Source organism: Streptomyces sp. NPDC005775, from assembly GCF_042871565.1.
Lineage (GTDB): Bacteria > Actinomycetota > Actinomycetes > Streptomycetales > Streptomycetaceae > Streptomyces.
Genome location: NZ_JBIAIU010000003.1, coordinates 280,900 through 306,012 on the forward strand (window position 1 = coordinate 280,900; position 25,113 = coordinate 306,012).

Here is a 25,113-nt window from a genome sequence, read left to right on the forward strand (position 1 = left end):
CGAAGGGGTCGGTGCTGTGCGCGGTGCGAGGTTCGGATCTGTGCGGGAGCCGGTGGGGCGTCGCGCGACGCCCCGCGGGAGTGGTCGCGGTGCGCGGCGGGGGGCGGTGGCCGCACTGGCGGCGGGCGCCCTGATGCTCGCCGCGGGGTGCTCCTCGCAGGAGGGGGCCGAGAGCACCGCGGGCCGGGGGGCGAGTTCACCGGCAGGTTCACACGCCACCCCGCCGGGCCGGGCGGCCTCCCCGTCGACGTCACCGTCGGCCTCGCGTCCCGCGGCCGATCTGCCGCCCGCCAAAGGCTCGGTGAAGGTGGTGTCGACGCTCACGGAGGGTCTGGACTCGCCATGGGGTCTCGCGAAGCTGCCGGACGGCGATCTGCTGGTGTCCTCGCGCGACAAGGGGACGATCACCCGGATCGACGCCAGGAGCGGGAAGAAGACGCTGCTGGGCACCGTGCCGGGGGTGGCGGCGGCCGGCGAGGGCGGGCTGCTCGGCCTCGCGGTCTCCCCCGACTACGGCACGGACCATCTGGTGTACGCCTACTTCACCACCGCTTCCGACAACCGCATCGCCCGCATGCTCTACGACGAGGACGGGACCACCCCCGGTCAGCTGCTGGGCGCACCGGACACGATCCTGCGGGGCATCCCGAAGGGCGCCATCCACAACGGCGGCCGGATCGCCTTCGGCCCGGACCGCATGCTCTACGCCGGCACGGGTGAGACGGGCGACGACGGCCGCGCGCAGGACAAGGAGTCCCTGGCCGGCAAGATCCTGCGGATGACTCCGGACGGTGAGCCGCTGCACGGCAATCCGCAGGCCGACTCCGTGGTGTATTCGTACGGTCACCGCAATGTGCAGGGCCTGGCCTGGGACGGGCACAAGCAGCTGTGGGCGGCCGAATTCGGCCAGGACACCTGGGACGAGCTGAACCGGATCGTGCCGGGCGGGAACTACGGCTGGCCGGAGGCCGAGGGCAAGGCGGGCAAGGCCGGATTCATCGATCCCGTGGCACAGTGGAAGACGTCCGAGGCGTCCCCGAGCGGGATCGCCTTCGCCAAGGGTTCGATCTGGATGGCCGGTCTGCGCGGTGAGCGGCTCTGGCGGATTCCCCTGTCCGGTACGCCGGACAAGGAACCTCTCGCGGCACCCCAGTCGTTCCTCGAGGGGAAGTACGGCCGTCTGCGCACCGTGCTCGCGGCGGGCGGCAACAGACTCTGGCTCGTGACGAGCGAGACGGACACCCGTGGCACCCCGAAGCCGGGAGACGACAGGATCCTGGTGGTCGATGTGCGCTAGGTGTATTGACCCGCAGGGTTGTTGACGCGGGTGACCGGGGGCCGGCCTCCGAGGACGGCGGTGACGCGGACGGGGGCGGCGGATCCGGCGACGACGGTGCGGGCGCCGACGGCGACGCGGGCTGATCGCGCCCCTGGCGGCACCCGGGCCGCGGTTCTACGAGTCCTTCGGCATCCGGTACAGCCGCAGCCGGTGGGCGAGTGCGGCCGCCTCGCCGCGGCCCGTGACGCCGAGCTTGGCCAGGATGTTGGAGACGTGCACGCTCGCGGTCTTGGGTGAGATGTAGAGCTCCTCGGCGATCTTGCGGTTGGTGTGACCGGCGGCCACGAGCCGGTGCACGTCCTGCTCGCGCGGGGTCAGCCCGAAGGACTCCACGGCGGCCGCCGCCGCGGCCCTGAGCTGTTCCTCGGAGTGACCGGGGCCTCCCCCGCCCTGCTCGTCGCCGTGGTCCGGGACGGTCACGGCCACCGGGACCGCGTCGCCGGAGCCCGGCGAACCGTGAGCGGAGTCGGGCTCGGTGAGGGTGATGCGGGCGCGGCCCGCCAGCAGCTCGATGGTCTCGGTGAGCGGACGCGCCCCGAGGCGCCCGGCGGTGCCGTGGGCGTCGCGCAGCAGGGTGGTGGCCGCGGCGCGGTCGCCGGAGGCGATGAGCAGGGCCTCCGCCCAGCGGTGGCGGATCTGCGCCAGCTCGTACGGACGGTGCAGCGGGGCGAAGACCTGGGCGGCGCGGGACCAGTGGTCCGGGGTGTCGAGGCCTTCGGCCCGGGCCAGTTCGGCGTCGATCAGCACACCGTAGGCGGCCCATATCGGGACGAGGGTCGGCAGCCGCTTGAGGTGGGTCCGCACGAGCGCGAGGATGCCCGGCCGGCCCGGTTCGGTGGCGGGCAGCCCCCGGGCGTCGGCCTCCGCCGCCGCGACGACGTGCAGCAGCGGGAAGGCGTACCGCTGGGTGCCGGGCGGGAAGCCCGTCGCCGCCTGGGCCTCGAAGGCCGCCCGCGCCTCGGGCAGGCTGCCCTGCTGCACGGCGATGGTGAGGGTGTGGCGGACGATGTTGATGAAGTGCTGCGGCTGAGGATCATTGGAGCCGAAGCCCTTCCTGGTGAGGGCGAGTTGGTTTTCGGCCTCGGCGAGGTCCCCGCGCGCCAGCGCCACTTCGGTGCGACGGGCGGCGACCAGGGCCTGAGACTTCCGGGACAGCGCCTGGCGGGAGGCGGCCTCGGTGGTGGCGAGGGCCTCGTCCCAGCGGCCGAGGGAGAACAGGGACATCGCCTGGTTGGTACGGGCCCAGGCCTCCATGTCCGCGACACCGTGGCTGTGGCAGACCTTGATGCCGTGGTCGGCGGCGGCCACCGCCTCCAGCGACCGGCCCATGGCTTCGAGGGTGGAGGGGAGGTTGATGGCGGCCCGGCCCATGACGCCGACGAGTCCCAGCTCGTCGGCGCGGTCACGGACGGCGTACAGCTCGGCGATGCCCTCGTCGACGGATCCGGCGTCGGCGTTCAGCCAGCCCCGGGTGAGCCGTGCCTGCAGCTCGATGTACTCGTCGCCGACCAGTCGGGCGTACTCCACGGCCCGGTCCGTGGCGGTGAGGGTCTGGGCACCGGGCCGGTGCAGGGCGCCCCAGCCGGCCACGCTCGTCAGGACGTCCGCGTGCACGGCCGACGGGGGCAGGCCGCGGACCAGTTCCTCCGCCGTGGCCAGTTCGTCCCAGCCGTCGCCCCGGGTGAGATCCTGGACCAGGCGGGAGCGCTGGACCCAGAACCAGGCGGCGCGCAGGGCGTCGTCCTCGCCCTCCAGGATGCGCAGGGCCTTCTTGCAGAAGGTGAGGGCCCGTTCGCGCTCGCCGCCGAAGCGCGCGGCGACGGTGGCTTCGGCCATCAGGTCGAGGTGACTCAGCGGGGCCGAGCCGTCGCGGCCGCAGGCCGGATAGACCTCGGCGTAGTCGATGGGGCGGAGCGTGCCGCGTATCGCCTCCGGGGCGTCGTCCCACAGTTCCATGGCCCGCTCCAGCAGCCGTAGTTGCTCGGCGTAGGCGTTGCGGTGGCGTGCTTCGACGGAGGCCTTCAGTACGGCGGGCAGGGCCTTGGCCGGATCATGCGCTCCGTACCAGTAGCTGGCCAGGCGTGTGGCGCGTTCCCCGGCGCGGACGAGCGTGGGGTCGGCCTCCAGGGCCTGGGCGTAACGGCGGTTGAGCCGGGAACGTTCGCCGGGGAGCAGGTCGTCGCTGACGGCTTCGCGGACCAGGGAGTGCCGGAAGCGGTAGCCGTTGCCCTCCGGGGTGGTGAGCAGCAGATTGGCGCCGACGGCTCCGCGCAGGGCCTCGATGAGCTCGTCCTCGGCGAGGCCGGCGACGGCGGCCAGCAGTTCGTACTCGACCGCGGATCCACCCTCGGCGATGATGCGGGCGACCTTCTGGGCGTCGTCGGAGAGGGCCTCGACTCGGACGAGGAGGAGGTCGCGCAGGGAACCGGGCAGCCCCCCGCCGTCGCCGCACTCCAGGCTGCAGGCGAGCTCCTCGACGAAGAAGGCGTTTCCGTCGGAGCGCTCGAATATCTCGTCCACCAGGGCGGGTTCGGGCGTGCCCGCGAGAATGCCGGTGAGCTGGCGGCGGACTTCGGCCCGGTTGAACCGGGCGAGCTCCATGCGGCGCACGGTACGCAGCCGGTCCAGCTCGGCGAGCAGGGGGCGCAGCGGGTGGCGGCGGTGGATGTCGTCGGCGCGGTAGGTGCCGACGACGACGAGGCGGCCGCTGCGCAGCGTACGGAAGAGGTAGGCGAGCAGGTGTCTGGTGGAGGAGTCGGCCCAGTGCAGGTCCTCCAGGACGAGCACGACGGGGCGGTCCGCGGAGATGCGCTCCAGCAGCCTCGCGGTGAGCTCGAAGAGGCGGGCGGTGCCGTGTTCGTCGGCCGGGTCGCGGCCGGCCTCGCCGAGTTCCGGAAGGAGCCTGGCCAGTTCGCCCTCCTGGCCCGCGCAGGCCGCGGCCATCTCCTCGGGCAGGGTGCGGAGCAGGGCGCGCAGGGCGGTGGAGAAGGGGGCGTACGGCAGGCCGTCGGCCCCGATCTCCACGCAGCCGCCGACGGCGACGACGGCCTCGCGGCGGACGGCCACCGCGAGGAACTCCTCGACCAGCCTGGTCTTGCCGACGCCCGCCTCGCCTCCGACGAGGAGCGCCTGCGGCTCGCCGCCACCGCCGGCCGGGGCGGTGCCGGCGGCGGTGGCGCGGGCGAGCGCGTCGGTGAGCCTGGTGAGTTCACCTGCGCGGCCGACGAACACGGGACTGACTGACCTGGTCTCCACGTCGCCGAGCATCGCACACGGGTCCGACAGCGCGGAGCCGGGAAGCCGGACAGGCACGACCGTCCGCCCTTACGCAGCGTGCGCGAACCGCTCCCGGCCGCTGTCCGCACTCACCGTCCTTCCGCGCTCCTGGCGTGCGGAGAGGCGCGCCGCCCTGCGGGCACGGCGGGCCTCCCGGACGAGCCGATCGTTGTCGGCGCGGCGGATGAGTTCGGCTGCCATGATCTTGTGGAGTTCCAGCTCGTACATGGTGATTCCCCCTGGGGACTGGCCCGTTGGGCCTCGGTGGCGGCAGTGCTTCTGCCGTGTCACCACTGTCGTCCCCCAGGGGGTGCCGCCGCATCGGGCGAGTGCCGCATCTGTGACGGCCGGGGGCCTTAGGGAGGTCCTCACACCACCGCACAGCCAGGGCCGCGGTGCGCGCGGATGCCTTAGGCCGCACGGTGGGGCGGCGTACCGAGGGGCCCGTGGGGTGCCCGGGAGGCGCCCTAGCCCGCCGCGGCGGGCGCCGTCGGCAGCGCGACGATGAGGTCGAAGTACATGCACACGGCGATCAGCACGCCCAGCACACCGAGGGCGATTCCGCCCTTGGCGACCGCGCGGATCCAGCCCGGCTGCGGGTGCGAGGACGGGGCGCCGAACGCCGGCCGGACCAGGACGTAGACGCCGACGAGCAGGGCGAGCAGTCCGAAGAGGCCGTTGACGAGAGCGGTGGCGTGCCACGCGTCGCCGTAGATCTCGGAGATCTGCCGGCCGGCCGACGCACCGGACGAGGTCTTGAACTGCCCGATCAGCGTTTCGCGCTCGGCGGCGACCCGGCCGCTCCAGGCGCCGCTGAGGGAGACGATGCCGAGCCCGACGGCCACGACGGCCGCGGCCGCGGTGGCGAGGCCCGAGGACTCCTTGTCGTCCTCGTGATCGTCCAGGTCGGGGTCCTGCGCCGGGTCGAGGTCCTGCGCCGGGTCGAGATCCTGCTCGGCGGTGTTCTCCACGGGCTTGTCGGCGGTCTTCGCGACGGTCTTGTCAGCGGTCGCCTTCTCGGTGGTCTTCGGCTCGCCGTCGCCCTCGGCGACGGGAGCGGTGGGAGGAGTGGGGGTGGTGGAGTTCATCTTCCGCACGCTAGGCGGGGCAGATGAGAACCCTCTTAACGCCCGTCCCCGCCCGGCCTCGGACGTGTTCCGCGCACCGTTCAGTGCACGCGCTGTGCGACCTCGTTCGCTCGTGCCGACGCCGCCGGGATCTTCGCACCCGGTACCCCGCGGCCGGGCGGTTCGATGCTGATGCGCGGCAGCCGCCGGTCCAGCCACCCGGGCAGCCACCAGTTCGCACCGCCCAGCAGGTGCATCAGGGCGGGAACCAGCAGGGTGCGCAGGACGAAGGCGTCGAGGGCCACGGCCGCGGCCAGTGCGATGCCGAACATGGCGATGACCCGGTCGCCGCTGAGTACGAAGGCGAGGAAGACCGAGATCATGATCACGGCGGCCGAGTTGATCACCCGGCTGGTCTCGGCCAGACCCACCCGGACCGCCCGCCGGTTGTCGCCGGTCTCCAGCCATTCCTCGTACATCCGGCCGACCAGGAACACCTGGTAGTCCATGGAGAGGCCGAAGAGCACGGACACCATGATCACGGGCAGGAAGGGCTCGATGGGGCCCGCACTGCCGAGACCCAGCAGTTCGCTGCCCCAGCCCCACTGGAAGATCGCCACGACCACGCCGAACGAGGAGGCCACCGCCGCCACGTTCATCGCCGCGGCCTTCAGCGGGATGCCGATCGACCGGAACGCCATCAGCAGGAGCAGACAACCGAGTCCCACGACGACGCCGATGAAGAGCGGGAGTTTGCCGACGATGATCTGCGCGAAGTCGTCGTAGCTGGCCGTCACTCCGCCCACATGGGTTTCGAGTGACGTGTTCTCGGACGCCTCGGGCAGGACGTCCGTCCGCAGCCGGTCCACGAGCTCGCTCGTCCGACGGGACTGCGGGGCCGAGTCCGGCACGACGGTGACGTACGCGGTGTCGCCGCTGGAGTTGTACGTCACCGGGTAGGCCCAGGACACCCCGTCGGTGGCGCGCAGCGTCGCGGGCAGGGTGTCCATCGCGAGCCGGTCGTCGGCGCCGTCCAGGTGCGCGGCCACGGTCAGCGGGCCGTTGACCCCGGGGCCGAATCCGTCGGCGAGCAGGTCGTACGCCTGTCGGGTGGTCGAGGACTTCGCGTTGTTGCCCTGGTCGGAGCTGCCCAGATGGAGCGAGAAGGTGGGGAGCGCGAGGACCAGCATGCCCGCGGCGGCGAGGGCGCCGAGCAGTTTGGGGTGGCGCTCCACGAAGGCGGACCAGCGGGCGGCGAAGCCCGTGACCGACGCGGGCTGCGGGCCGTACTCGGCCAGCCGTCGGCGCTCGCGCCGGCTCAGTGCCCGCATGCCGATGAGGGAGAGCAGCGCGGGCAGCAGGGTCACGGAGGCGGCGACGGTCAGGACCACGGTGAGCGAGGCGGCGACGGCGACGCCGTCGAGGAAGCTCAGCCGCAGGATCAGCATGCCGAGCAGCGCGATGCAGACGGTGGCCCCGGCGAAGACGACGGCGCGCCCGGTCGTGGCGACCGCGTGTTGCGCCGCCTCGGGTACGGTCATGCCGCGCCGCAGCCCTCTGCGGTGCCGGGTGACGATGAAGAGCGCGTAGTCGATCCCGACGCCGAGCCCCACGAGCATGCCCAGCATGGGGGCGAAGTCGGCGACGGTCATCAGGTGACCGAGCAGCACGATGCCCGCGTACGCCGTGCCGACCGAGACGAGGGCGGTGGCGATCGGCAGGAGGCTGGCGGCGAGCGAGCCGAAGGCGAGGAAGAGCACGACGGCGGCGACGGCCACCCCGACCGCCTCGCTGAGGTGTGCGGCCGGCGCTTCGGTGAGGGCTATGGCCGAGCCGCCCAACTCGACCCGGAGGTGCTCGCCCGCGGCGGCCTTCGCGGTGTCGACGACGGCGTGGACCTGCCCGACCGGTACGTCGTCGGCCTGCCGGTCGAAGGTGACGGTGGCGTAGGCAGTCCGGCCGTCCGCGCTGATCTGCCCGGAACCGGGGTCCGCGTACGGTCCGCTGACCGCTCCCACACCGGGCAGCCGTTCGACGGCATGCAGGGTGGCGGTCATCTTCTGTGTGACGTCGGCGGCCCGCACGGTGGAGTCGTCCGTGTGCCAGACGATGGTGTCGGTGTCACCGCCGAGGTCCGTGAAGCCGTCCTTCAGCAGTGCGGCCGCGCGCCCGGACTCGGTGCCAGGGGCCTCGTAGTCGTTGGAGTAGGCGGAACCCGCGAACCCCGCTGCCGCCGCCGTGCCGCCGAGGGCGAGCAGCCAGATGAGGACGGCGAGGAGACGGTGCGTGACGCACCAGCGGGCGATGGCAGCCAAGGGACGTACTCCCTGCGGGTTCGTGGTCCCCACGGTTCGGCGGAACCGTCCGTGTGAGAACGCATGACCTTGAGCACCGTCACTCTGACAGCCGGTTGTGATCGTTTGCCCCATTCGTGGCCTTACTCACAGGGATCAGGTCCACATATGAGCGACATGCGCACCGCCGTACGGCGGGAGCGTCCACGACCCTCGTCGTCAAGGTCCTGGACTCCAGGACCACGATCACCATCGAGCAGTGCCGCGCGCCTCGGCGCGAAACGGTGCGAGCAGACGGAGCTGCTGCGGTCGAGTGACCTCGCACGGCACGCGCGAAGGGGCGGTGCACCCGGTGGAGAACCGGATGCACCGCCCCTTAGCGGTCGTACGGGAGGGACTCAGCCCTCGACGCCGAGCTTCTCCAGGATCAGCTCGCGCACACGCGCCGCGTCCGCCTGGCCACGGGTGGCCTTCATGACGGCGCCGACGAGCGCACCGGCGGCCGCCACCTTGCCGCCGCGGATCTTGTCCGCGATGGCGGCGTTGCCCGCGATGGCCTCGTCCACGGCCGTGGACAGCGCCCCCTCGTCGGAGACGACCTTCAGACCGCGCTTCTCGACGACGGCGTCCGGGTCGCCCTCGCCCGCGAGGACGCCCTCCAGCACCTGGCGCGCCAGCTTGTCGTTGAGGTCGCCCTTGGCGACGAGTTCGGCGACCCTGGCGACCTGCGTGGGCGTGACACCCAGCTCGTCGAGGGCGCGGCCGGTCTCGTTGGCGTTACGGGCCAGCTCGCCCATCCACCACTTGCGGGCCTGGTCCGACGGAGCGCCCACCTCGGTCGTGGCGACGATCAGGTCGACGGCGCCCGCGTTGAGGATGGACTGCATGTCGTGCTCGGAGACGCCCCACTCCTCCTTGAGCCGGGCGCGGCGCAGCCGCGGCAGCTCGGGCAGCCCCTTGCGGAGCTCCTCGACCCACTCCCGGGCCGGGGCGACCGGCACCAGGTCGGGCTCGGGGAAGTAGCGGTAGTCCTCGGCGTTGTCCTTGATGCGGCCGGCCGTGGTGGAGCCGTCCTCCTCGTGGAAGTGCCGGGTCTCCTGCACGATCGTGCCGCCCGAGTTCAGCACCGCGGCGTGGCGCTGGATCTCGAAGCGGGCGGCGCGCTCGACGGAACGCAGCGAGTTCACGTTCTTCGTCTCGGAGCGGGTACCGAACGCCTCGCGGCCGTGCGGGCGCAGCGACAGGTTCACGTCGCAGCGCATCTGGCCCATCTCCATGCGTGCGTCCGAGACGCCGAGCGCCTTGATGAGCTCGCGGAGCTCGGTGACGTACGCCTTGGCCACCTCGGGGGCGCGTGCGCCCGCTCCCTCGATCGGCTTGGTGACGATCTCGATGAGCGGGATGCCCGCGCGGTTGTAGTCGAGCAGGGAGTGGGACGCGCCGTGGATGCGGCCGGTGGCTCCGCCGACGTGCGTCGACTTGCCGGTGTCCTCCTCCATGTGGGCGCGCTCGATCTGCACCCGGAAGATCTCCCCGTCCTCCAGCTGGACGTCCAGATAGCCGTCGAAGGCGATCGGCTCGTCGTACTGGGAGGTCTGGAAGTTCTTCGGCATGTCCGGATAGAAGTAGTTCTTCCGGGCGAAGCGGCACCACTCGGCGATCTCGCAGTTCAGCGCGAGACCGATCTTGATGGCGGACTCGACGCCGATCTCGTTCACGACCGGCAGCGCGCCGGGCAGTCCGAGACAGACCGGGCAGGTCTGCGAGTTGGCGTCCTGCTTGAGCTCGGTGGAGCAGCCGCAGAACATCTTGGTCTTGGTGCCGAGCTCGACATGGACTTCGAGGCCCATGACGGGGTCGTACGTCGCGAGGGCGTCCTCGTACGACTCCAGGTCAATGACAGTCACTGAAACTTTCCCTCTCAGCCCAGCAGGACGTCGTCGTCGCCGAGACGCTTGAGCTCGCGGTAGAGGATCGCGAGTCCGGTCACGATCGCGGCGGCGGATACGGCGGCGTCGATCAGCCGCAGCGTGTCGTTGTCCTGGCGGGCCATCTTCGCCTGCTTGACGACGCTGAGCGCGCCGAAGGCGGTGGTGCCCAGGGACATGTAGACGCCGGACTTGGACTTCTTGAAGTTCTTGGCCTTCTTAGCCATTGCGCTCATAGCGACGGAGCCTCCTCAAGCAGCGGGTGCCCCCACCTTTCCACGAAGGCGGCCTCGACGGCGGCTCCGACCTTGTACAGCCGGTCGTCCTTCATGGCGGGAGCGATGATCTGCAGCCCGACCGGCAGGCCGTCCTCCGGCGCCAGGCCGCAGGGAAGCGACATGGCGGCGTTGCCGGCCAGGTTGGTCGGAATGGTGCACAGGTCCGCGAGGTACATCGCCATCGGGTCGTCGGCGCGCTCGCCGATCGGGAAGGCGGTGGTGGGCGTCGTCGGCGAGACGATGACGTCCACTTGCTCGAACGCCTTCTCGAAGTCCCGCGTGATCAGGGTGCGGACCTTCTGGGCCGATCCGTAGTACGCGTCGTAGTAGCCGGAGCTCAGCGCGTACGTACCGAGGATGATGCGGCGCTTGACCTCGTCGCCGAAGCCGGCCTCGCGGGTGAGCGCGGTGACGTCCTCGGCGGACCTCGTGCCGTCGTCACCGACCCGCAGGCCGTAGCGCATGGCGTCGAAGCGGGCGAGGTTCGAGGAGCACTCGGACGGCGCGATGAGGTAGTACGCCGAGAGGCCGAGGTCGAAGGACGGGCAGTCCAGCTCGACGATTGTGGCGCCGAGCGACTTCAGCAGCTCGACCGACTCGTTGAAGCGCTGGACGACACCGGCCTGGTAGCCCTCGCCCGAGAACTGCTTCACGACACCGACGCGCATGCCCTGTACGGAGCCGTTGCGGGCGGCCTCGACGACCGGCGGGACCGGGGCGTCGATGGACGTCGAGTCCAGCGGGTCGTGTCCGGCGATGGCCTCGTGCAGCAGGGCCGCGTCCAGGACCGTACGGGCGCAGGGCCCGCCCTGGTCGAGGGAGGACGAGAAGGCCACCATGCCGTAGCGGGAGACGCCGCCGTAGGTGGGCTTGACGCCGACCGTGCCGGTGACGGCGGCGGGCTGGCGGATGGAGCCGCCGGTGTCCGTGCCGATGGCGAGGGGCGCCTCGAAGGAGGCCAGCGCGGCGGACGAGCCGCCACCGGAACCGCCCGGGACGCGGGTGAGGTCCCACGGGTTGCCGGTCGGGCCGTAGGCGCTGTTCTCGGTGGAGGACCCCATGGCGAACTCGTCCATGTTGGTCTTGCCGAGGATGACGACGTCGGCGGCCTTCAGCCGCTTGGTGACGGTCGCGTCGTACGGCGGGACCCAGCCTTCGAGGATCTTCGAGCCGACGGTGGTCGGCATGTCCTCGGTGGTGAAGATGTCCTTCAGCGCGAGCGGGACGCCGGCCAGCGGGCCGAGCTTCTCCCCGGCCGCCTTCTTGGCGTCGACGGCACGGGCCTGCGCGAGCGCGCCCTCGCGGTCGATGTGCAGGAAGGCGTGGACCTTCTCGTCGATGGCCTCGATCCGGGCCAGGTGGGCCTCGGTGACCTCGACGGCCGTGAACTCGCCCGAGGCGATCCCGGCGGCGATCTCGGCTGCGGTGAGCTTGATGATGGTGCTGATGTCCGTCATGACTTTTAGTCCTCCCCCAGGATCTGCGGCACCTTGAAACGCTGCTGCTCCTGGGCCGGGGCGCCGGAGAGCGCCTGCGCGGGGGTGAGCGACGGGCGGACCTCGTCCGCCCGCATGACGTTGGTCAGCGGCAGCGGGTGGGACGTCGGCGGTACGTCTTGGTCGGCGACCTCGGAGACGCGGGCGACCGCGCCGATGATGTCGTCGAGCTGACCGGCGAAGTGCTCGAGCTCTTCGCCCTTCAGCTCCAGACGCGCCAGCCGGGCGAGGTGGGCGACCTCCTCGCGCGTGATGCCAGGCATGCAGCGATCCTCAGGGGTTGGTGTGTGGTTTTGGCCGGGGGCAGGTGGCAACGTGCCGCCGATGCCCAATCCTATGGGGTCGCCCGCACCGGGTGCGGCCACCCGGGGGACGCCCGCTCGGTGAAGCGGCCGCGGGCCGTGCCGCGACGTGCGTGCGGCGCTCAAGGACAGGCCGCCACCAGACACACCGAGCCCGTCCGGCGATTGAGGACGCAGCGGCCGTCCGGGCGCCTCCGGTCACCACACCGCAGCCCGCGCCCCGCCGCTCCCCGCCTCAGGTCGTCGCGGGCCGCGAGTCGACCGCCCGCCCGGACGGCCGCTGCTCCAGCTCGGGTGTCACCGTGGCGGCCGCACCCGCGGCAACCGCACTCGCCGCCGCCGCCGCGGCTGCCGCTGCCGCCGCCAGTTCCGCCGGCCGCCGCCATCCGTGCTCGCCGCGCGCCCGCAGCCAGGCCGTCGTCTCCTGGGGCGGCATCGCGGCCGCCACCAGCCAGCCCTGCACCGCGTCGCAGCGCAGGTCCCGCAACCGCTCCCACGTCTCGTCGTCCTCGACGCCCTCGGCGACGACCAGCAGACCGAGCGAGTGGGCCAGGTCGATGGTGCAGCGGACGATCTCGGCGTCCTCGTGGTCGATGGCGAGCCGGGCGACGAACGACCGGTCGATCTTGAGCTCGCTGACCGGCAGCCGGCGCAGGTGGACGAGCGAGGAGTACCCCGTGCCGAAGTCGTCCAGGGACATCTTCACGCCGTGCCCGGTCAGTCCCGCGAGGGTGTCCGCGGCCCGCTGCGGGTCCTCCAGCAGCACATGTTCCGTTATCTCCAGCTGCAGGGCCCCGGCCGGAACGCCGTGCCGGGCGAGCCGGGCCGCGACGCCGCCCGCGAACCCCGGGGTGTGCACATCGCGCGGGGACACGTTGACCGCGACCGGGACGAAGAGGCCCTGGGCCCGCCACCGGGCGACCTGGGCGAGCGCCGTCTCCAGTACGTACTCCGTGAGGTGCGGCATCAGCCCGGAGGACTCGGCGATGGCGATGAACTCGTCCGGGGGGACCCTCCCCCGCTCCGGATGCACCCAGCGCACCAGCGCCTCCAGGCCGGCCACCTGACCGTCGAAGCGCACCTTCGGCTGGTAGTGCAGCTCCACCTCCCCGGCGTCCAGCGCGCGCCGCAGATCGCCGAGCAGGCCGAGCCGGTCCGGGGTGTTGCTGTCGCGCTTCGACTCGTACACCTCCACGCCCGTCCGGTCACGCTTGGCCTGGTACATCGCCACGTCCGCACGCCGCAGCAGCCCCTCCGCGTCCAGCGCGTGGTCGGGGTGGACGGCGACGCCCGCGCTGGCTTCCAGCACCAGCGTGAGTCCGTCGAGGTCCAGTGGCGAGGACAGCTCGGCCACCAGGTGGCGGGCGACGCGCTGGACACTGGTGGTGGAGTCCGCGGTCGGCAGCAGGACGGCGAACTCGTCGCCGCCGAGCCGGGCCGCTTCCGCGCCTCGTGGCAGGGCGAGCCGCAGCCGGTCCGCTATCTGCAGCAGCAGCCGGTCGCCGGCGAGGTGACCGAGCGTGTCGTTGACCGCCCGGAAGCGGTCGAGGTCGATCAGGACGAGTCCGACGCGGCTGCCGAGGCTCTCGGCCTCCTCCAGCGCCGTCCAGGTCCGCTCAAGGAGCCACTGCCGGTTCGGCAGTCCGGTCAGCGGGTCCCGCAGTTGTTCCTCCGCCCGGGCACGGGCGATCCAGAGCGTGGAGTCCAGCGCTATCAGCGGGACCGCGAAGAGGGGCAGCAGGACGGGCATCGCCATCGCGACGACGCAGATCAGCGGGGCGATGCCGAGGAGCGCGACGGCGACGAGTCCCTGCCGCAGCAGCGCGGTACGGGCGACCGTCGGCAGCCCGCCGCCCTGCTGGGCCCGGGAGTACCACAGCAGGACGCGGGTGACGAGCAGGTACGTGGAGGCCGCGAGCAGCACCTCCGGGACGGCGTCGATGCCCCAGTCGAGTGGCTGCCAGGGGGCCTCGACGGTCTGCACCTCGCCGAACGCCGCCATGACCAGCGCCGCCGCCCCCACGCCCAGGATGTCCACCGCCCCGTGCAGCAGCCCCTGCCACCAGCGGTGCCGCCGCGCCACGCCGACGAGCACGACCACGACCAGGCTGACGAGGCCCGCGGGCACCCAGCCGTAGAGGAGCAGCACCGCGAGGGTGAGGGCGGCGCCGGAACCGGTGCCGCCCCACCAGCGGTCGCGGCCGAGCGCGACCAGGTGCCCCACGACGATCCCGGTGAGGACGGCGAGCGACCAGCCGGCGCGCCCGTCCGGGAAGAGGGCGTGACCACTGCTCAAGGTCCGGTAGAAGCCGGTCGCGAGCTGAACCGTGGCGAGGGCCACGACGACGGCGCCCACTTTCGGCGTGAGGCCGGCGAAACCTTGCAGCCGCGACACCGGTGCGGCGTTCTCGGTCGGTTTCATTCCGTCCCTCTCACAGCCGGCGGTGCCGATGTCACCTGATGGTTCCGCTCCGTGCCACCACGCCCCGTCCCGCGCGGTGGCCGGGTACCGCGGGCGCATCTCCCAACAGTAGGCCGCCGAGGGCGTCCAGGGGCAGCGGTCTACCGCTCTTGCCCGAATGCGAACCGACCACCCGTCAGCATCTGCTATGCGCCGATCGGGTGAATCCGACGGTGTGTCACACCCGTCTCACCCTCCGGCGGCGCGCCCGTCCGCCCCCTCCTGCTCCTCGGGCCGGACCGCGGCTTCGCGCGCCGCGTCGGGCCCCTGTTCGAGCAGGACCCCGAAGCCGTCCTCGTCCAGCACGGGCACCTTCAGCTGCATCGCCTTGTCGTACTTCGAGCCGGGGTTGTCGCCGACCACCACGAACGAGGTCTTCTTCGAGACGGAACCGGTGACCTTCGCCCCGCGGCTCTGCAGGGCGTCCTTCGCGCCGTCCCTGGTGTGCCCGGTCAGCGTGCCGGTGACGACGACGGTGAGCCCTTCGAGCGGCCTCGGCCCCTCGTCCTCACCGGCGCCCTCGTCCTCCATCCGCACGCCGGCCTCGCGCCACTTGCGCAGGATCTCGCGGTGCCACTCCTCGGCGAACCACTGTTTGACCGAGGCGGCGATGATCGGGCCGACCCCGTCGGCGTCGGACAGCTCCTGCTCGGTGGCCTCCTCGATGCGGTCCATGGACCGGAACTGGCGGGCCAGCTCCTGGGCGGCGACCGGCCCCACGTGGCGGATGGAGAGCCCGGTGAGGATGCGGGCCAGCGGGGCCTCCTTCGCCGCGGCGATGGAGTCCAGCATGGCGCCGGCGTTCTTCTTCGGTTCGCCCTGCTGGTTGGCGAAGACCAGAGCGGTCTTCTCCTCGCCGGTCTTCGGATCCCGCTTGGGCAGTCCGCTGTCCGGGTCGCGGACATAGGCGCGGATGGGCAGCAGCTGCTCGACGGTCAGCCCGAAGAGGTCGCCCTCGTCCCGCAGCGGTGGATCGGCGGGCTCCAGCGGCCTGGTCAGCGCCGCGGCGGCGACGAAGCCGAAGTGGTCGATGTCCAGGCACTTGCGGCCCGCCAGATAGGCGACGCGCTCCCGCAGCTGTGCCGGGCACGAGCGGGCGTTGGGGCACCGGACGTCGACATCCGCCTCCTTCATGGGCTTCAGCTCCGTCCCGCACTCGGGGCAGTGCGTGGGCATGACGAACGCCTGCTCGGTGCCGTCCCGCAGGTCCACGACCGGGCCGAGGATCTCCGGGATCACGTCCCCGGCCTTGCGGAGCACGACGGTGTCGCCGATCAGGACGCCCTTGGCACGCACCACGTTCTGGTTGTGCAGGGTCGCGAACTCGACCTCGGAGCCTGCCACTTCGACCGGTTCCACCTGGCCGTACGGGGTGACGCGGCCGGTCCTGCCCACGCCCACGCGGATGTTGACGAGCTTGGTGTTGACCTCCTCCGGCGCGTACTTCCACGCGATCGCCCATCGCGGTGCGCGGGAGGTGGAGCCGAGCCGGCCCTGGAGCGGGATCTCGTCGAGCTTGACGACGACTCCGTCGATCTCGTGCTCCACGGAATGCCGGTGCTCGCCGAAGTACGCGATGAACTCCCGCACCCCGGCGAGCGAGTCCACCACCTTGTTGTACTTGGCGGTGGGCAGGCCCCACTCGTGGAGCAGCTCGTAGGCGTGCGAGAGGCGGTCGATGTCGAAGCCCTCGCGGGCGCCGATGCCGTGGACCACCATGTGCAGCGGCCGGGTGGCGGTGACCTTGGGGTCCTTCTGGCGCAGCGAACCGGCCGCCGCGTTGCGCGGGTTGGCGAAGGGCTTGTCGTCGGCCTCGACCAGCCGGGCGTTCAGCTCCTCGAACCCCTCCATCGGGAAGAAGACCTCGCCCCGGATCTCGACGAGCTCCGGGATGCGGTCGCCCTTCAGCCGGTGCGGGATCTCCGCGATCGTGCGGACGTTGGGCGTGATGTCCTCGCCGGTGCGTCCGTCGCCGCGGGTCGCGGCCCGGGTCAGCAGGCCGTGCTCGTAGGTGAGGTTGACCGCGAGGCCGTCGATCTTGAGCTCGCACAGGAAGTGGTAGCCGGTGGAGCCCACGTCCCGGGCGATCCGCTCGCCCCAGGCGGCCAGCTCCTCGTCGTCGAAGGCGTTGTCCAGGGACAGCATCCGCTCGCGGTGCGCGACGGAGGTGAATGCCGTCCGGTAGGGCCCGGCCACCTTCTGGGTCGGCGAGTCGGGTGTGCGCAGCTGCGGGTGTTCGTCCTCCAGTGCCTCCAGCTCACGCATCAGCCGGTCGAACTCCGCGTCGCTGACGACCGGCTGGTCGTTCACGTAATAGCGGAAGCGGTGCTCCTCGACCTGCTCGGCCAGGAGCGTGTGCCGCTCCCGGGCCTCCGTCGGCACCGCCGTCTCCTGTGCACCCGGCAGTGACGTCTGCTGTTCGCCGGTCATCGTCCCGTCCTCCCGTTACCCAGTTACCCCGTTACTCAGGGTTGTCTGCGAGCGATTTCGCGGCCCGGGCGCAGTGGGCGAGCGCGGCACGGGCGTACGCGGGCGAGGCACCCGCGAGACCGCACGAGGGAGTGATCACCACGGACTCGGTCAGAGTCCCCGGATTCAGCCCCAGCCTGCGCCACAGCGTCCTGACACCCATGACGCTACCGCCCGGGTCCGACAATCCGCCCGAGGCCGGGTCGGTGCCGGGCACGACCCCGAGGAACAGCTGGGTCCCGCCCTCGACCGCTTCCCCGATCGCCTCCTCCTCACGCTCCGTGAGCAGGGAGAAATCGAACGAGATCCCGTCGGTCCCGGCCCGGCGCAGCAGCGCGAACGGGACGTCGGGGGCGCAGGTGTGCACGACGGTGGCGGCGTCCCCGGCCACGCCCAGCACATCGCGCAGGGTGTCCTCCACGACCTGGCGGTCCACGGACCGGTAGGTGCGGTAGCCGCTCGCGGTCCTGATCCGCCCGAGCAGGACCCCGGTCAGCGACGGTTCGTCGAGCTGGAGGATCACGCGTGCGCCGGGCATCCGGCGCCGCACCTCGGCGAGGTGGTCGCGCAGCCCCTCCGCGAGTGAGCCCGCCAGGTCGCGGCAGGCGCCGGGATCACCGAGGACGGCCTCGCCGCTCCGGCGCTCCAGCGCGGCGGCCAGCGTCCACGGCCCGACGGCCTGCACCTTGAGCGGGCCCTCGTACCCCTGGGTGAACTCCTCCAGCGCGTCGAGGTCCTCGCCGAGCCAGGACCGGGCCCGGCGGGTGTCGCGCCCCGGCCGGTCGCTGATGCGCCAGCCGCTGGGCTCGACGTGTCCGTACATCTCGACGAGCAGCCCGATGGTCCGCCCGATCATGTCCGCGCCGGGGCCGCGCGCGGGGAGTTCCGCCAGGTGGGGCACGCCCTGGCCGTCCCCGAAGGAGCCGGTGACGGTCTTGGCCGCCTCCCGGGCGTCCCCTCCGGGCATCGAGCCGATTCCGGTGGCCGGGCAATCCCTGAACTTGCTCTTCTCGCTCACGCGGGAAGCCTACGGCCGTCCGGCGCCGCGACCGTCAGCGGCCGATTCCGGCCCCGCCCGGTCAGCGGCAGATCCCCACCAGGGCCGTCAGCGGCCGGGACGCACCGTGAGGTCGTTGACCTCGGCGTCGCGCGGCAGGTCGAGAGCCATCAGGATCGTGGTGGCGACGGACTCCGGGTCGATCCAGCGGGAGGCGTCGTACTCCTTGCCCTCCTGCTGGTGGACCTTCTCCTGCATGGGGCTGGCGGTGCGTCCGGGGTAGACGGACGTCACCCGGACCCCGTTCTCGTGCTCCTCGTGCCGCAGCGAGTCGGCGAGCGCCTTCAGTCCGTGCTTGCTCGCCGCGTAGGCGCCCCACTCGGCGTGCGCGGCGAGTCCGGCGCCGGAGTTGACGAAGAGGACGTGGCCCTGGGCGACCCGGAGCTGGGGCAGGAGGAGGCGGGTCAGCTCGGCCGGGGCGATCAGGTTGGCGTTGAGCTGGAAGTGCCAGGCCTTGGGGGTGAGCTCGCCGACGCGGCCGAGCTCCACGACGCCCGCGATGTGCAGCAGCGAGTCGAGCCGCTCCGGCATCGTCTGCTGGCCGAATGCCCAGGAGAGCCGGTCCGGGTTGGACAGGTCGCCGACGATCGTGCGGGCACCGGGGTGGAGAGCGGCCAGTTCCTTGGCGCGGCCGGCGTCACGGGCCAGCAGGACGAGTTCGTCCCCGCGCTCCGTGAGACGACGGGCGACGGCTGCGCCGATGCCGGAACCGGCACCGGTGATGAGGTGAGTGGACATGCCCCCATCGTCGCACCCGCCCGCTCACCGGCGGCACATCACTGCAGGCCGGCCCACTCCTCCAGGTAGGCCAGGGCGCCGACCCCGTCCTCGGCGAAGAAGACCAGGTCGGTCAGCGGGAGCGGCAGGAAGCCCTCGTCGTCCATGCGCCGGAACTGCTGGCGCAGACCGTCGTAGAACCCCGCCGTGTTGAGCAGGACGACCGGCTTGGTGTGCTTGCCGTGCTTCTTGAGCTCCAGGATCTCGGTGGCCTCGTCGAGCGTGCCGGTGCCGCCGACCATGATCACGATCGCGTCGGACTTCTCCAGCAGCAGCGCCTTGCGCTCGGCGAGGTCCCGCGCGATCACCATCTCGTCCGCGTCGGTCCGCGCCTTCGCGGCCAGGAAGTCCACCGACACCCCGACCAGCTTCCCGCCCGCCTCCTGCACACCGTCGGCGACGACCTTCATCAGCCCGCTCTCCGAGCCGCCCCAGACCAGGGTGTGCCCACCGCGGCCGATCAGTTCGGCGAACTCGCGGGCGGGCACGGTGTAGCGGTCGTCGAGGTCGGCGGCGGAGAGGAAAACGCAGATCTTCATGACGGCCACGTTAGATCCCGCCACCGGCCGTGCGGAATCCGGGGAAGAATCCGGCGGACGTTGGGGCTGAACAGAACATGACTGCCACCCGAGGACACCGCATCACCGTCGAGCCCGGCACCGAGCACGTGCGCGTGGTCCGTGACGGCGTACTGCTCGCCGAGAGCCGCCGCCCGCTCGTGCTGCGCGAGACGGGCTGTCCGGTCCGCTACTACCTGCCGCCCGAGGACGTCCGTACGGAACTGCTGACGCCGTCGGACACGCACACCCACTGCCCGTTCAAGGGGGACGCCTCCTACTGGTCGCTGCCGGGGGCGGCCGACCTGGTCTGGGCGTACCCGGAGCCGAAGGACGAAGTGGCCGGGATCAAGGACCACTTCTGTTTCTACGACACCGAGACGCTGACCGGCTGAGCGGCTGACGCCCCGCCAAACACCGCTGTGAGCCGCGGAGAAGAGAAACTTCGGAAAGTTCTCGCGGAAAGCGATGAGTTTCCCGGAGCCCCGCAGTCCACCACCACATGGAGAAGACTCTTTCCCGCGACGGCACCCTGATCGCCTACCGGCGCCGGGGCGAAGGACCACCGTTGATCCTGGTGAGCGGGGCACTCGGCACCGCGGAGACCGAGGCCCCGCTGGCCCGTCTCCTCGCGCCGCGTTTCGAGGTCATCACGTACGACCGGCGCGGCCGTGGCGCCAGCGGTGACGGGTCGCCGTACGCGGTGGAGCGGGAGATCGAGGACCTGACCGCGCTCGCGGAGGTGGTGGGCGGGCGGCCCTCGGTGTACGGGATCGGGGCCGGCGGGGCGCTGGCTTTGGAGGCCCAGGCGGCCGGGCTCCCGGTCGCCCGGCTCGCGGTGCACGAGCCGCCGTACACCCCGGGCGCCGCTGGCCTGCTGTTCAAGGCCGACTGCACGGCCCGGCTGCACCGGCTGCTGTCCGCCGGGGACCGGGGCGGGGCGGTGGAGCTGTTCCTGACCGTGACGGGGGTCGCGGCCGACATGGTCGCCAGGATGCGGAGCGCGCCGCTGTGGCGGACCCTGGAATCCGTGGCGCACACCCTGGCGTACGACGATGCGGTGCTGGGCGACGGCGCGGTTCCGGTGGAGCGGTTCGCCTCGGTGACGGCGCGGACCCTGGTGGTCTGCGGCGGCTTCAGCCCGGCCAACGCCCGGACGTCGAGCCGCGTGCTGGCGGACGCGCTGCCCAGGGGCCGGCACCGCACTCTGACGGGACAGACGCGGGAGATGGCGCCGCAAGCGGTCGCACCGGTGCTGGCGGAGTTCTTCACCAGGGACGTGTACGTACGCCAGGCGTCCTGAGAACGCACGGGCGGGCCGGGGGGCTGAGCACCCCGCGCGGCTGCGCCCGTACAGGGGTCGGGCGCTGCCGTGCGGGGCCGGACGATGCTCCTCAGCGATGCGAGGTCACCGAATCGCCCCACGCCACAGGGCTGGTTCGGCATCACCGAACAGTGTCTCCCGGGCGTCGACGTCCGGGAACACAAGTCTCAGCTGCCGACGGAACGCGACTCCATGACCGGGTGCGCGCAGGTGGCAGAGTTCGTGGACCAGGACGAGGTCCACCAACGAGGGCGGCAATTGCAGCACCGCCCAGTGCACCGTGATGGCACCGTCCTGTCCCAGCGCCCCCCACCTGGGGCCCAGGTCACGGGCCTCGACGCGGGGAGTCGGCAGTCCGACGCGTGATGCGTACGAGGGCAGCCGCCCGGAAAGCCACCGGGTGCCGCACGCCTCGTACCACTGGGCGATCCGGCGTGCGCCTTCGTCTGCCGTGCGAGGCCTGGGCATCTCCAGCCATCCCCGGTACAGCCTCACCCGGCCACCCTCTCCCGGGGGCAGGAGCCTCAGACGGTGGCGTCGTCCCAGGTAGCTGAAGCCTGTGCCGCCGACGAGTTCCTTGGTTGGCTCGTCCGGTCTCGTGCGCCTGTCCCGTACCTCGCGCGCCAGGCGTGGCAGCCTCGTCCGCACGGCCCGTGCGACGGCGGCCGGGTCCGCGTTCGGCGGTACGGCGAACAGGACGTCGCCGCTCTCGTCGACCTCAATGCCCAGCGTGCGCCGTCGGGGCCTTACGACGACCTGCCACGTCCACTCCCCGGGCACGGGGAGTGCCGCGATCGCCTGGTGGACGGGAGTACTCACGGGGCATTCCTACCATCCGACAACACGGATTCCCGGCGACGCCCCTCACTCAGCGCTCATTACGCTCCCCGTACCGCAGGAAGTCGTCACGGCGCTCGACGGCCAGTTCCACCAGGAGTCCGGCCAGCGGGCCGGTGTCCTCCCAGTCCAGGGAGACATGCCTCTCCAGACTGTCCCGAAGGTGCTTGCGGACACGGTCCCTCGTATCCGCCAGGTGCACGATGTCCGGTGAGCGCACATGCCCGGCGATCTCCACGGTGAGAGCGCGGGCGGCTGCCGTCAGGTCGGCACCCGGCGGAGTCAGTGCACCCTCCTCCAGTTCCTGCACGAGCAGTCCGTGGACCGGCCGCTCGGTCCACGGGTCGAGACCGCTTGCCTCCACGGCCTCGTTCTCGTTCATGTCGCCGACCAGCCGAGTGAGCTCTGAGGCGGCCTTCTCGAAGTCGTCCCGCATCTGCTCCAGGATCTCGTCGAGGCGTCGGCTGAAGCGTGTATAGCGGGCTCGGTCGGAGCCGATCTCGGCTGCGATGCGCACCTTCACCGAGCTGGACATGTACGAGACCCGGGTACGGGCATCACTGTTCGCGTTGACCCGCTCCATGAAGTCGGGGGCGGTGAGCTCGATGGGAGGAACTCGCTGCTCGATGTTCGTCACCTTCAGGTGCCGTGCCATCAGCTGCCGGATCTTGGCACCGTAGCGGCGCGGACTGAAGTCGTCACGGCCGTCGAGGTAGCGGCGGCGGGCCAGGTACTGGACCTCGCCGAGGAGCCCTGCGAACGCCTCGTACTTCAGGGCCTCGGGGCGCGGCAGTACGGCGTTGAGGGCGCCGAGGAAGTCACGTGCGAGCTCGTCGAAATCGGCGCGCAGCAACGGGTCCTCAAGCGCGGCCAGCAGGTCCTCGCGCTGCTCCTCCGCCTTGAGGGAGGTGATGCCCAGCCGGTCCAGGAAGCCGGAGACATGGGTATGCAGATCCGCGAGCAGGGCGTCGGCAGCCGCGTCGGCCTGGAGCAGCAGACGGTCCCGGACCGGCTGGCCGCCCGTGAACGTCTTCTTGTCGAGGTGGTCGACGGACGTGTCGTAGCCGTACAGCTCGCGAAGGTGCGCCTTTTCGTACTCCCCGAGCGAACGGGCCAGCTCCGGGCCGATCCCGATGAAGTCGACCACCTGCCCCCAACGCTTGTTCCGGTACGGGCGGTTGGTGCGGGCGACCGCTTGGAGCAGCCCCGCACCGGACAGCGCGCGGTCGAGGTAGAGCACCTGCTCGACGGGGGCGTCGAAGCCGGTGAGCAGCATCGACTGCACGACCAGGAAGGCCATGGGGCCCTCGCCCGGTTTCTCGCTCTCGTTCACCGGCGGATCCGGCTGCTGCCCGTCCGGGTGCCACTCCTCCCTCGCCCCGCCGGGCGTGCCAAGACCGGAAGCCGAGGTCCCGTGGGCGGACACCTTCCACGCGGGGTCATCGGCAGCGGCGAACGGGTCACCGAGGCCCTTCTGGAAGCGCTCGATGTAGCCGTCCTGCTGTGACTTCGAGGTCCAGCACTTCCATGTCCTGGGGTCCTTGCGCCCGCTGTTCGGCTGAGCTTCGGAGATCACCACGGCGGCATCGATGGACCGGAGCAGGTCCCGGTGAGCGACCAGGTCCAGCAGCTCGCGCTTCTCCGCCTCGGCATGGAAGGCCGCCATCGGATCGTGGACGTCTGCCGGATCGAGGGCGTCGATCCGCTCCACCAGACGGTCGCGTGCCGCGAGGAGGGCGTCCCGGTAGCGGACGGCCGCGAGTCGTGAGACGGCTGCGAGCTGGGCGCCGAAGCGGTCGGGCAGCGCGTTCCTCGCCCAGTGCCGCAGCATGTAGTCGGCCTTCGCCTCGATCACGGAGGGCGCTTCGAGGATCTCCTTGCGCCGCGCGAACTTTTCCAGGACGCGCTCGCGCTGCTTGGGGTCCTCGGGCACCTTCTCGTCGAACTCGGCGTCCAGTGCCGCCTTCTCGATCACTTCCAGCGGGACGCTGTACGCCTCGTAGCGCACAGGAACCACTGCACCGTCCCGCTCGGCGTCGCGCAGGGTGTAGAGGTCGGCGAACGGGCCGAAGATGTCCTCGGTGGTCTTCCGGTCCTCGCTGAGAATCGGGGTTCCGGTGAAGCCGACCATCATGGCGTTCGGCAGCATGGCACGCAGTCGCGCGTGCTGCCACTGGGCCTGCCCCCGGTGGGCCTCGTCGATCAGGACGACGATCTCGGAGCTCGTGTTCTCCGCCTTGTTGTAAAGGTGGCCGTCGTCGTCCACCTCGGGAAGCTTCTCTTCCCGGCCGTCGTACTCCGTGTCGTCTCTGCGCGCCTTCTGCAGGGTGACGAGTACGAGGTCGGGCACGGGCACCGCGAGGTAGCTGCGCGCCTGCGCCACGCTGGACGCCCGGTAGATCTTCTGGTTGCTCGACGCGAGACTCCCCCGGATCTGCTTCTCCAGGTCGAGCCGGTCCGTCACGACGACGACCTTGTGGTTCTTGAGCCCGGCTGTGCTGCGGAGATGCCGGACGAGGAAGGCCATGGTGAGGCTCTTGCCCGAGCCCTGGGTGTGCCAGACGACTCCGCCCCGCTGGTCGACCGGCTCACCGGCATCGATCTTCCTGCGCCGTTCCAGCAGGCGCTGGGCCAGTTTGTGCACGGCCTTGAACTGCGGGTAGCGCCCGATGATCTTGACGGTACGAGGACCGCTCCCGGCCTGCGTGGTGAAGTCCCGGACCAGGGAGAGCAGGTGGGCCGGTCTCAGCACGCCAGCCACCAAGACCTCCTGGTCACTGAGCACGGCGCCGCGGCTACTGCCCGCCTCCTCGCGTACCTGCTCCTCGGTGGCGGGCAGAGTGGTGCGCCAGGGGGCGAAGTGCAGCGAGTCGGCGGTGACGGTGCCGAGCTCGGCGTGGTCCCGGTCCGTTCCGATCAGCACCTGAGCGAAGCGTACGAACTCCGCGACGGGCTGGGGCGCGTCCACACCGGCGTAGCCGATGACCTGCTCGACGGCCGCGTCCAGCGCCGCGCGCTGTTCCCGCCGGGCCGACACCAGGGGCGCCTTGCACTCGATGACGACCCAGGGGAGACCGTTGACGAACAGGACGATGTCCGGGATGACGGGTTCGGCGTTCTTGCGTTCCACCCGGAACTGCGAAACGGCGAGGAAGTCGTTTCCGTTCTCGAACTCACCGTCCCAGTCGACCAGGTTGATGTTTTCGGGCTGACCCTTGGTCCAGCCGGGGACGGTCCGGGAGGGGATCCCCTTGCGCAGGAGCTCGGTCGCATCGAGGTTGCCCGCAACACCCCTCCCCGGGCTTCCGAATCCCGGCGCCTTGCCCAGCACCCGGGCGAGGAGGTGATCCAGTTGAGCGTCGGACAGCCAGGTCTTGCCGTGCGGTCCGGGGTTGATCCGGGCCACGGCGTCGCGGAACCGTTGCGCGTAGACGACCTGCTCGAAGCTCGACCGCCCGGAGGGGCCCGGCTCGGTGACCGTGCCGTGTGGCGGGCCGCCTTCGAGGTGCGTCCAACCCATGGCGGTCAGCTGCCTGGTCAGCGGCTTCTCGGTCTTGTCGTACTCCGGCTGCCCCATGCCTGGTCTCCCCGCGCGCCCGTCACCGTACGTCCCACCCGCACCCGTATGGGTGTACGCGGAACTCTACCGGC

At 71.4% G+C, this 25,113-nt stretch carries 18 protein-coding genes; 3 read left to right on the plus strand and 15 right to left on the minus strand.

Annotated elements, in window-relative coordinates:
* Positions 1-106 precede the first annotated feature (106 nt).
* A complete protein-coding gene (locus ACFYPA_RS08645) occupies positions 107-1,297 on the plus strand; it encodes a PQQ-dependent sugar dehydrogenase (protein ID WP_389130633.1) in 1,191 nt (396 codons plus the stop codon).
* A gap of 156 nt (positions 1,298-1,453) precedes the next feature.
* Here ACFYPA_RS08645 and ACFYPA_RS08650 read toward each other — a convergent pair whose 3' ends face one another.
* The 13 genes from ACFYPA_RS08650 to ACFYPA_RS08710 all read right to left on the minus strand — a co-directional run bounded on the left by ACFYPA_RS08650 (position 1,454) and on the right by ACFYPA_RS08710 (position 19,283).
* Positions 1,454-4,606, minus strand: coding sequence for an AAA family ATPase (locus tag ACFYPA_RS08650; protein ID WP_359314470.1), 3,153 nt, complete (start codon positions 4,604-4,606; stop codon positions 1,454-1,456).
* 57 nt (positions 4,607-4,663) lie between these two features.
* A complete protein-coding gene (locus tag ACFYPA_RS08655; protein ID WP_359077393.1) occupies positions 4,664-4,843 on the minus strand; it encodes a hypothetical protein in 180 nt (59 codons plus the stop codon).
* A gap of 239 nt (positions 4,844-5,082) precedes the next feature.
* Positions 5,083-5,703, minus strand: coding sequence for a hypothetical protein (locus ACFYPA_RS08660; RefSeq protein WP_389130636.1), 621 nt, complete (start codon positions 5,701-5,703; stop codon positions 5,083-5,085).
* 80 nt (positions 5,704-5,783) lie between these two features.
* Entirely contained in the window at positions 5,784-7,997 is a 2,214-nt protein-coding gene (locus tag ACFYPA_RS08665) for an MMPL family transporter (protein ID WP_389130639.1), read from the minus strand.
* A gap of 377 nt (positions 7,998-8,374) precedes the next feature.
* Positions 8,375-9,883: an Asp-tRNA(Asn)/Glu-tRNA(Gln) amidotransferase subunit GatB gene (gene gatB / locus ACFYPA_RS08670; protein WP_359314077.1), complete on the minus strand. Its 1,509-nt coding sequence runs from the start codon at positions 9,881-9,883 to the stop codon at positions 8,375-8,377.
* Between the two features lie 14 nt (positions 9,884-9,897).
* Positions 9,898-10,140 (minus strand): hypothetical protein, encoded by a 243-nt coding sequence (locus ACFYPA_RS08675; RefSeq protein ID WP_359077385.1) that lies wholly within the window; start codon positions 10,138-10,140, stop codon positions 9,898-9,900.
* Entirely contained in the window at positions 10,137-11,639 is a 1,503-nt protein-coding gene (gene gatA, locus ACFYPA_RS08680) for an Asp-tRNA(Asn)/Glu-tRNA(Gln) amidotransferase subunit GatA (protein WP_359349161.1), read from the minus strand. Before gatA ends, ACFYPA_RS08675 begins: the two co-directional genes overlap by 4 nt.
* A gap of 5 nt (positions 11,640-11,644) precedes the next feature.
* The gene (gene gatC, locus ACFYPA_RS08685) at positions 11,645-11,941 is read right to left on the minus strand and encodes an Asp-tRNA(Asn)/Glu-tRNA(Gln) amidotransferase subunit GatC (protein ID WP_014048481.1); all 297 of its coding nucleotides are present in this window, start codon (positions 11,939-11,941) and stop codon (positions 11,645-11,647) included.
* A 274-nt stretch (positions 11,942-12,215) separates the two neighbouring features.
* Positions 12,216-14,402: a bifunctional diguanylate cyclase/phosphodiesterase gene (locus ACFYPA_RS08690; protein WP_359077382.1), complete on the minus strand. Its 2,187-nt coding sequence runs from the start codon at positions 14,400-14,402 to the stop codon at positions 12,216-12,218.
* A 228-nt stretch (positions 14,403-14,630) separates the two neighbouring features.
* A complete protein-coding gene (gene ligA / locus ACFYPA_RS08695) occupies positions 14,631-16,871 on the minus strand; it encodes an NAD-dependent DNA ligase LigA (RefSeq protein ID WP_359077380.1) in 2,241 nt (746 codons plus the stop codon).
* A 31-nt stretch (positions 16,872-16,902) separates the two neighbouring features.
* Entirely contained in the window at positions 16,903-17,928 is a 1,026-nt protein-coding gene (locus ACFYPA_RS08700) for a methionine synthase (protein ID WP_359077379.1), read from the minus strand.
* An 87-nt stretch (positions 17,929-18,015) separates the two neighbouring features.
* Positions 18,016-18,705 carry an SDR family oxidoreductase gene (locus tag ACFYPA_RS08705; protein ID WP_359077377.1) on the minus strand — a complete coding sequence of 230 codons (690 nt, stop codon included), beginning with the start codon at positions 18,703-18,705 and terminating at the stop codon, positions 18,016-18,018.
* 38 nt (positions 18,706-18,743) lie between these two features.
* A complete protein-coding gene (locus ACFYPA_RS08710) occupies positions 18,744-19,283 on the minus strand; it encodes a TIGR00730 family Rossman fold protein (RefSeq protein ID WP_359077375.1) in 540 nt (179 codons plus the stop codon).
* Positions 19,284-19,360: 77 nt separating this feature from the next.
* On the opposite strand from ACFYPA_RS08710, the gene ACFYPA_RS08715 reads away from it, so the two are divergent.
* Both ACFYPA_RS08715 and ACFYPA_RS08720 read left to right on the plus strand, forming a co-directional pair.
* Complete coding sequence (locus ACFYPA_RS08715) at positions 19,361-19,696, plus strand: DUF427 domain-containing protein (protein ID WP_359077374.1); 336 nt, start codon at positions 19,361-19,363, stop codon at positions 19,694-19,696.
* Positions 19,697-19,803: 107 nt separating this feature from the next.
* On the plus strand, positions 19,804-20,604 hold the full coding sequence (locus ACFYPA_RS08720; protein WP_359077373.1) for an alpha/beta fold hydrolase: 801 nt from the start codon (positions 19,804-19,806) through the stop codon (positions 20,602-20,604).
* Positions 20,605-20,709: 105 nt separating this feature from the next.
* Here ACFYPA_RS08720 and ACFYPA_RS08725 read toward each other — a convergent pair whose 3' ends face one another.
* Entirely contained in the window at positions 20,710-21,444 is a 735-nt protein-coding gene (locus tag ACFYPA_RS08725; protein WP_389130648.1) for a M48 family metallopeptidase, read from the minus strand.
* Between the two features lie 49 nt (positions 21,445-21,493).
* Positions 21,494-25,039, minus strand: a complete 3,546-nt coding sequence (locus ACFYPA_RS08730) for a type I restriction endonuclease subunit R (protein WP_389130651.1) — start codon at positions 25,037-25,039, stop codon at positions 21,494-21,496.
* Positions 25,040-25,113 lie beyond the last annotated feature (74 nt).

Excerpts from the sequence above, each read along its gene's own strand:
- ACFYPA_RS08690 (WP_359077382.1), bottom strand. The coding sequence starts at position 14,402 with ATGAAACCGACCGAGAACGCCGCACCGGTGTCGCGGCTGCAAGGTTTC.
- ACFYPA_RS08730 (WP_389130651.1), bottom strand. The coding sequence starts at position 25,039 with ATGGGGCAGCCGGAGTACGACAAGACCGAGAAGCCGCTGACCAGGCAG.
- ACFYPA_RS08650 (WP_359314470.1), bottom strand. The coding sequence starts at position 4,606 with ATGCTCGGCGACGTGGAGACCAGGTCAGTCAGTCCCGTGTTCGTCGGC.
- ligA (WP_359077380.1), bottom strand. The coding sequence starts at position 16,871 with ATGACCGGCGAACAGCAGACGTCACTGCCGGGTGCACAGGAGACGGCG.
- ACFYPA_RS08660 (WP_389130636.1), bottom strand. The coding sequence starts at position 5,703 with ATGAACTCCACCACCCCCACTCCTCCCACCGCTCCCGTCGCCGAGGGC.
- ACFYPA_RS08675 (WP_359077385.1), bottom strand. The coding sequence starts at position 10,140 with ATGAGCGCAATGGCTAAGAAGGCCAAGAACTTCAAGAAGTCCAAGTCC.
- gatC (WP_014048481.1), bottom strand. The coding sequence starts at position 11,941 with ATGCCTGGCATCACGCGCGAGGAGGTCGCCCACCTCGCCCGGCTGGCG.
- ACFYPA_RS08705 (WP_359077377.1), bottom strand. The coding sequence starts at position 18,705 with ATGTCCACTCACCTCATCACCGGTGCCGGTTCCGGCATCGGCGCAGCC.
- gatA (WP_359349161.1), bottom strand. The coding sequence starts at position 11,639 with ATGACGGACATCAGCACCATCATCAAGCTCACCGCAGCCGAGATCGCC.
- ACFYPA_RS08655 (WP_359077393.1), bottom strand. The coding sequence starts at position 4,843 with ATGTACGAGCTGGAACTCCACAAGATCATGGCAGCCGAACTCATCCGC.
- ACFYPA_RS08715 (WP_359077374.1), top strand. The coding sequence starts at position 19,361 with ATGACTGCCACCCGAGGACACCGCATCACCGTCGAGCCCGGCACCGAG.
- ACFYPA_RS08710 (WP_359077375.1), bottom strand. The coding sequence starts at position 19,283 with ATGAAGATCTGCGTTTTCCTCTCCGCCGCCGACCTCGACGACCGCTAC.
- ACFYPA_RS08720 (WP_359077373.1), top strand. The coding sequence starts at position 19,804 with ATGGAGAAGACTCTTTCCCGCGACGGCACCCTGATCGCCTACCGGCGC.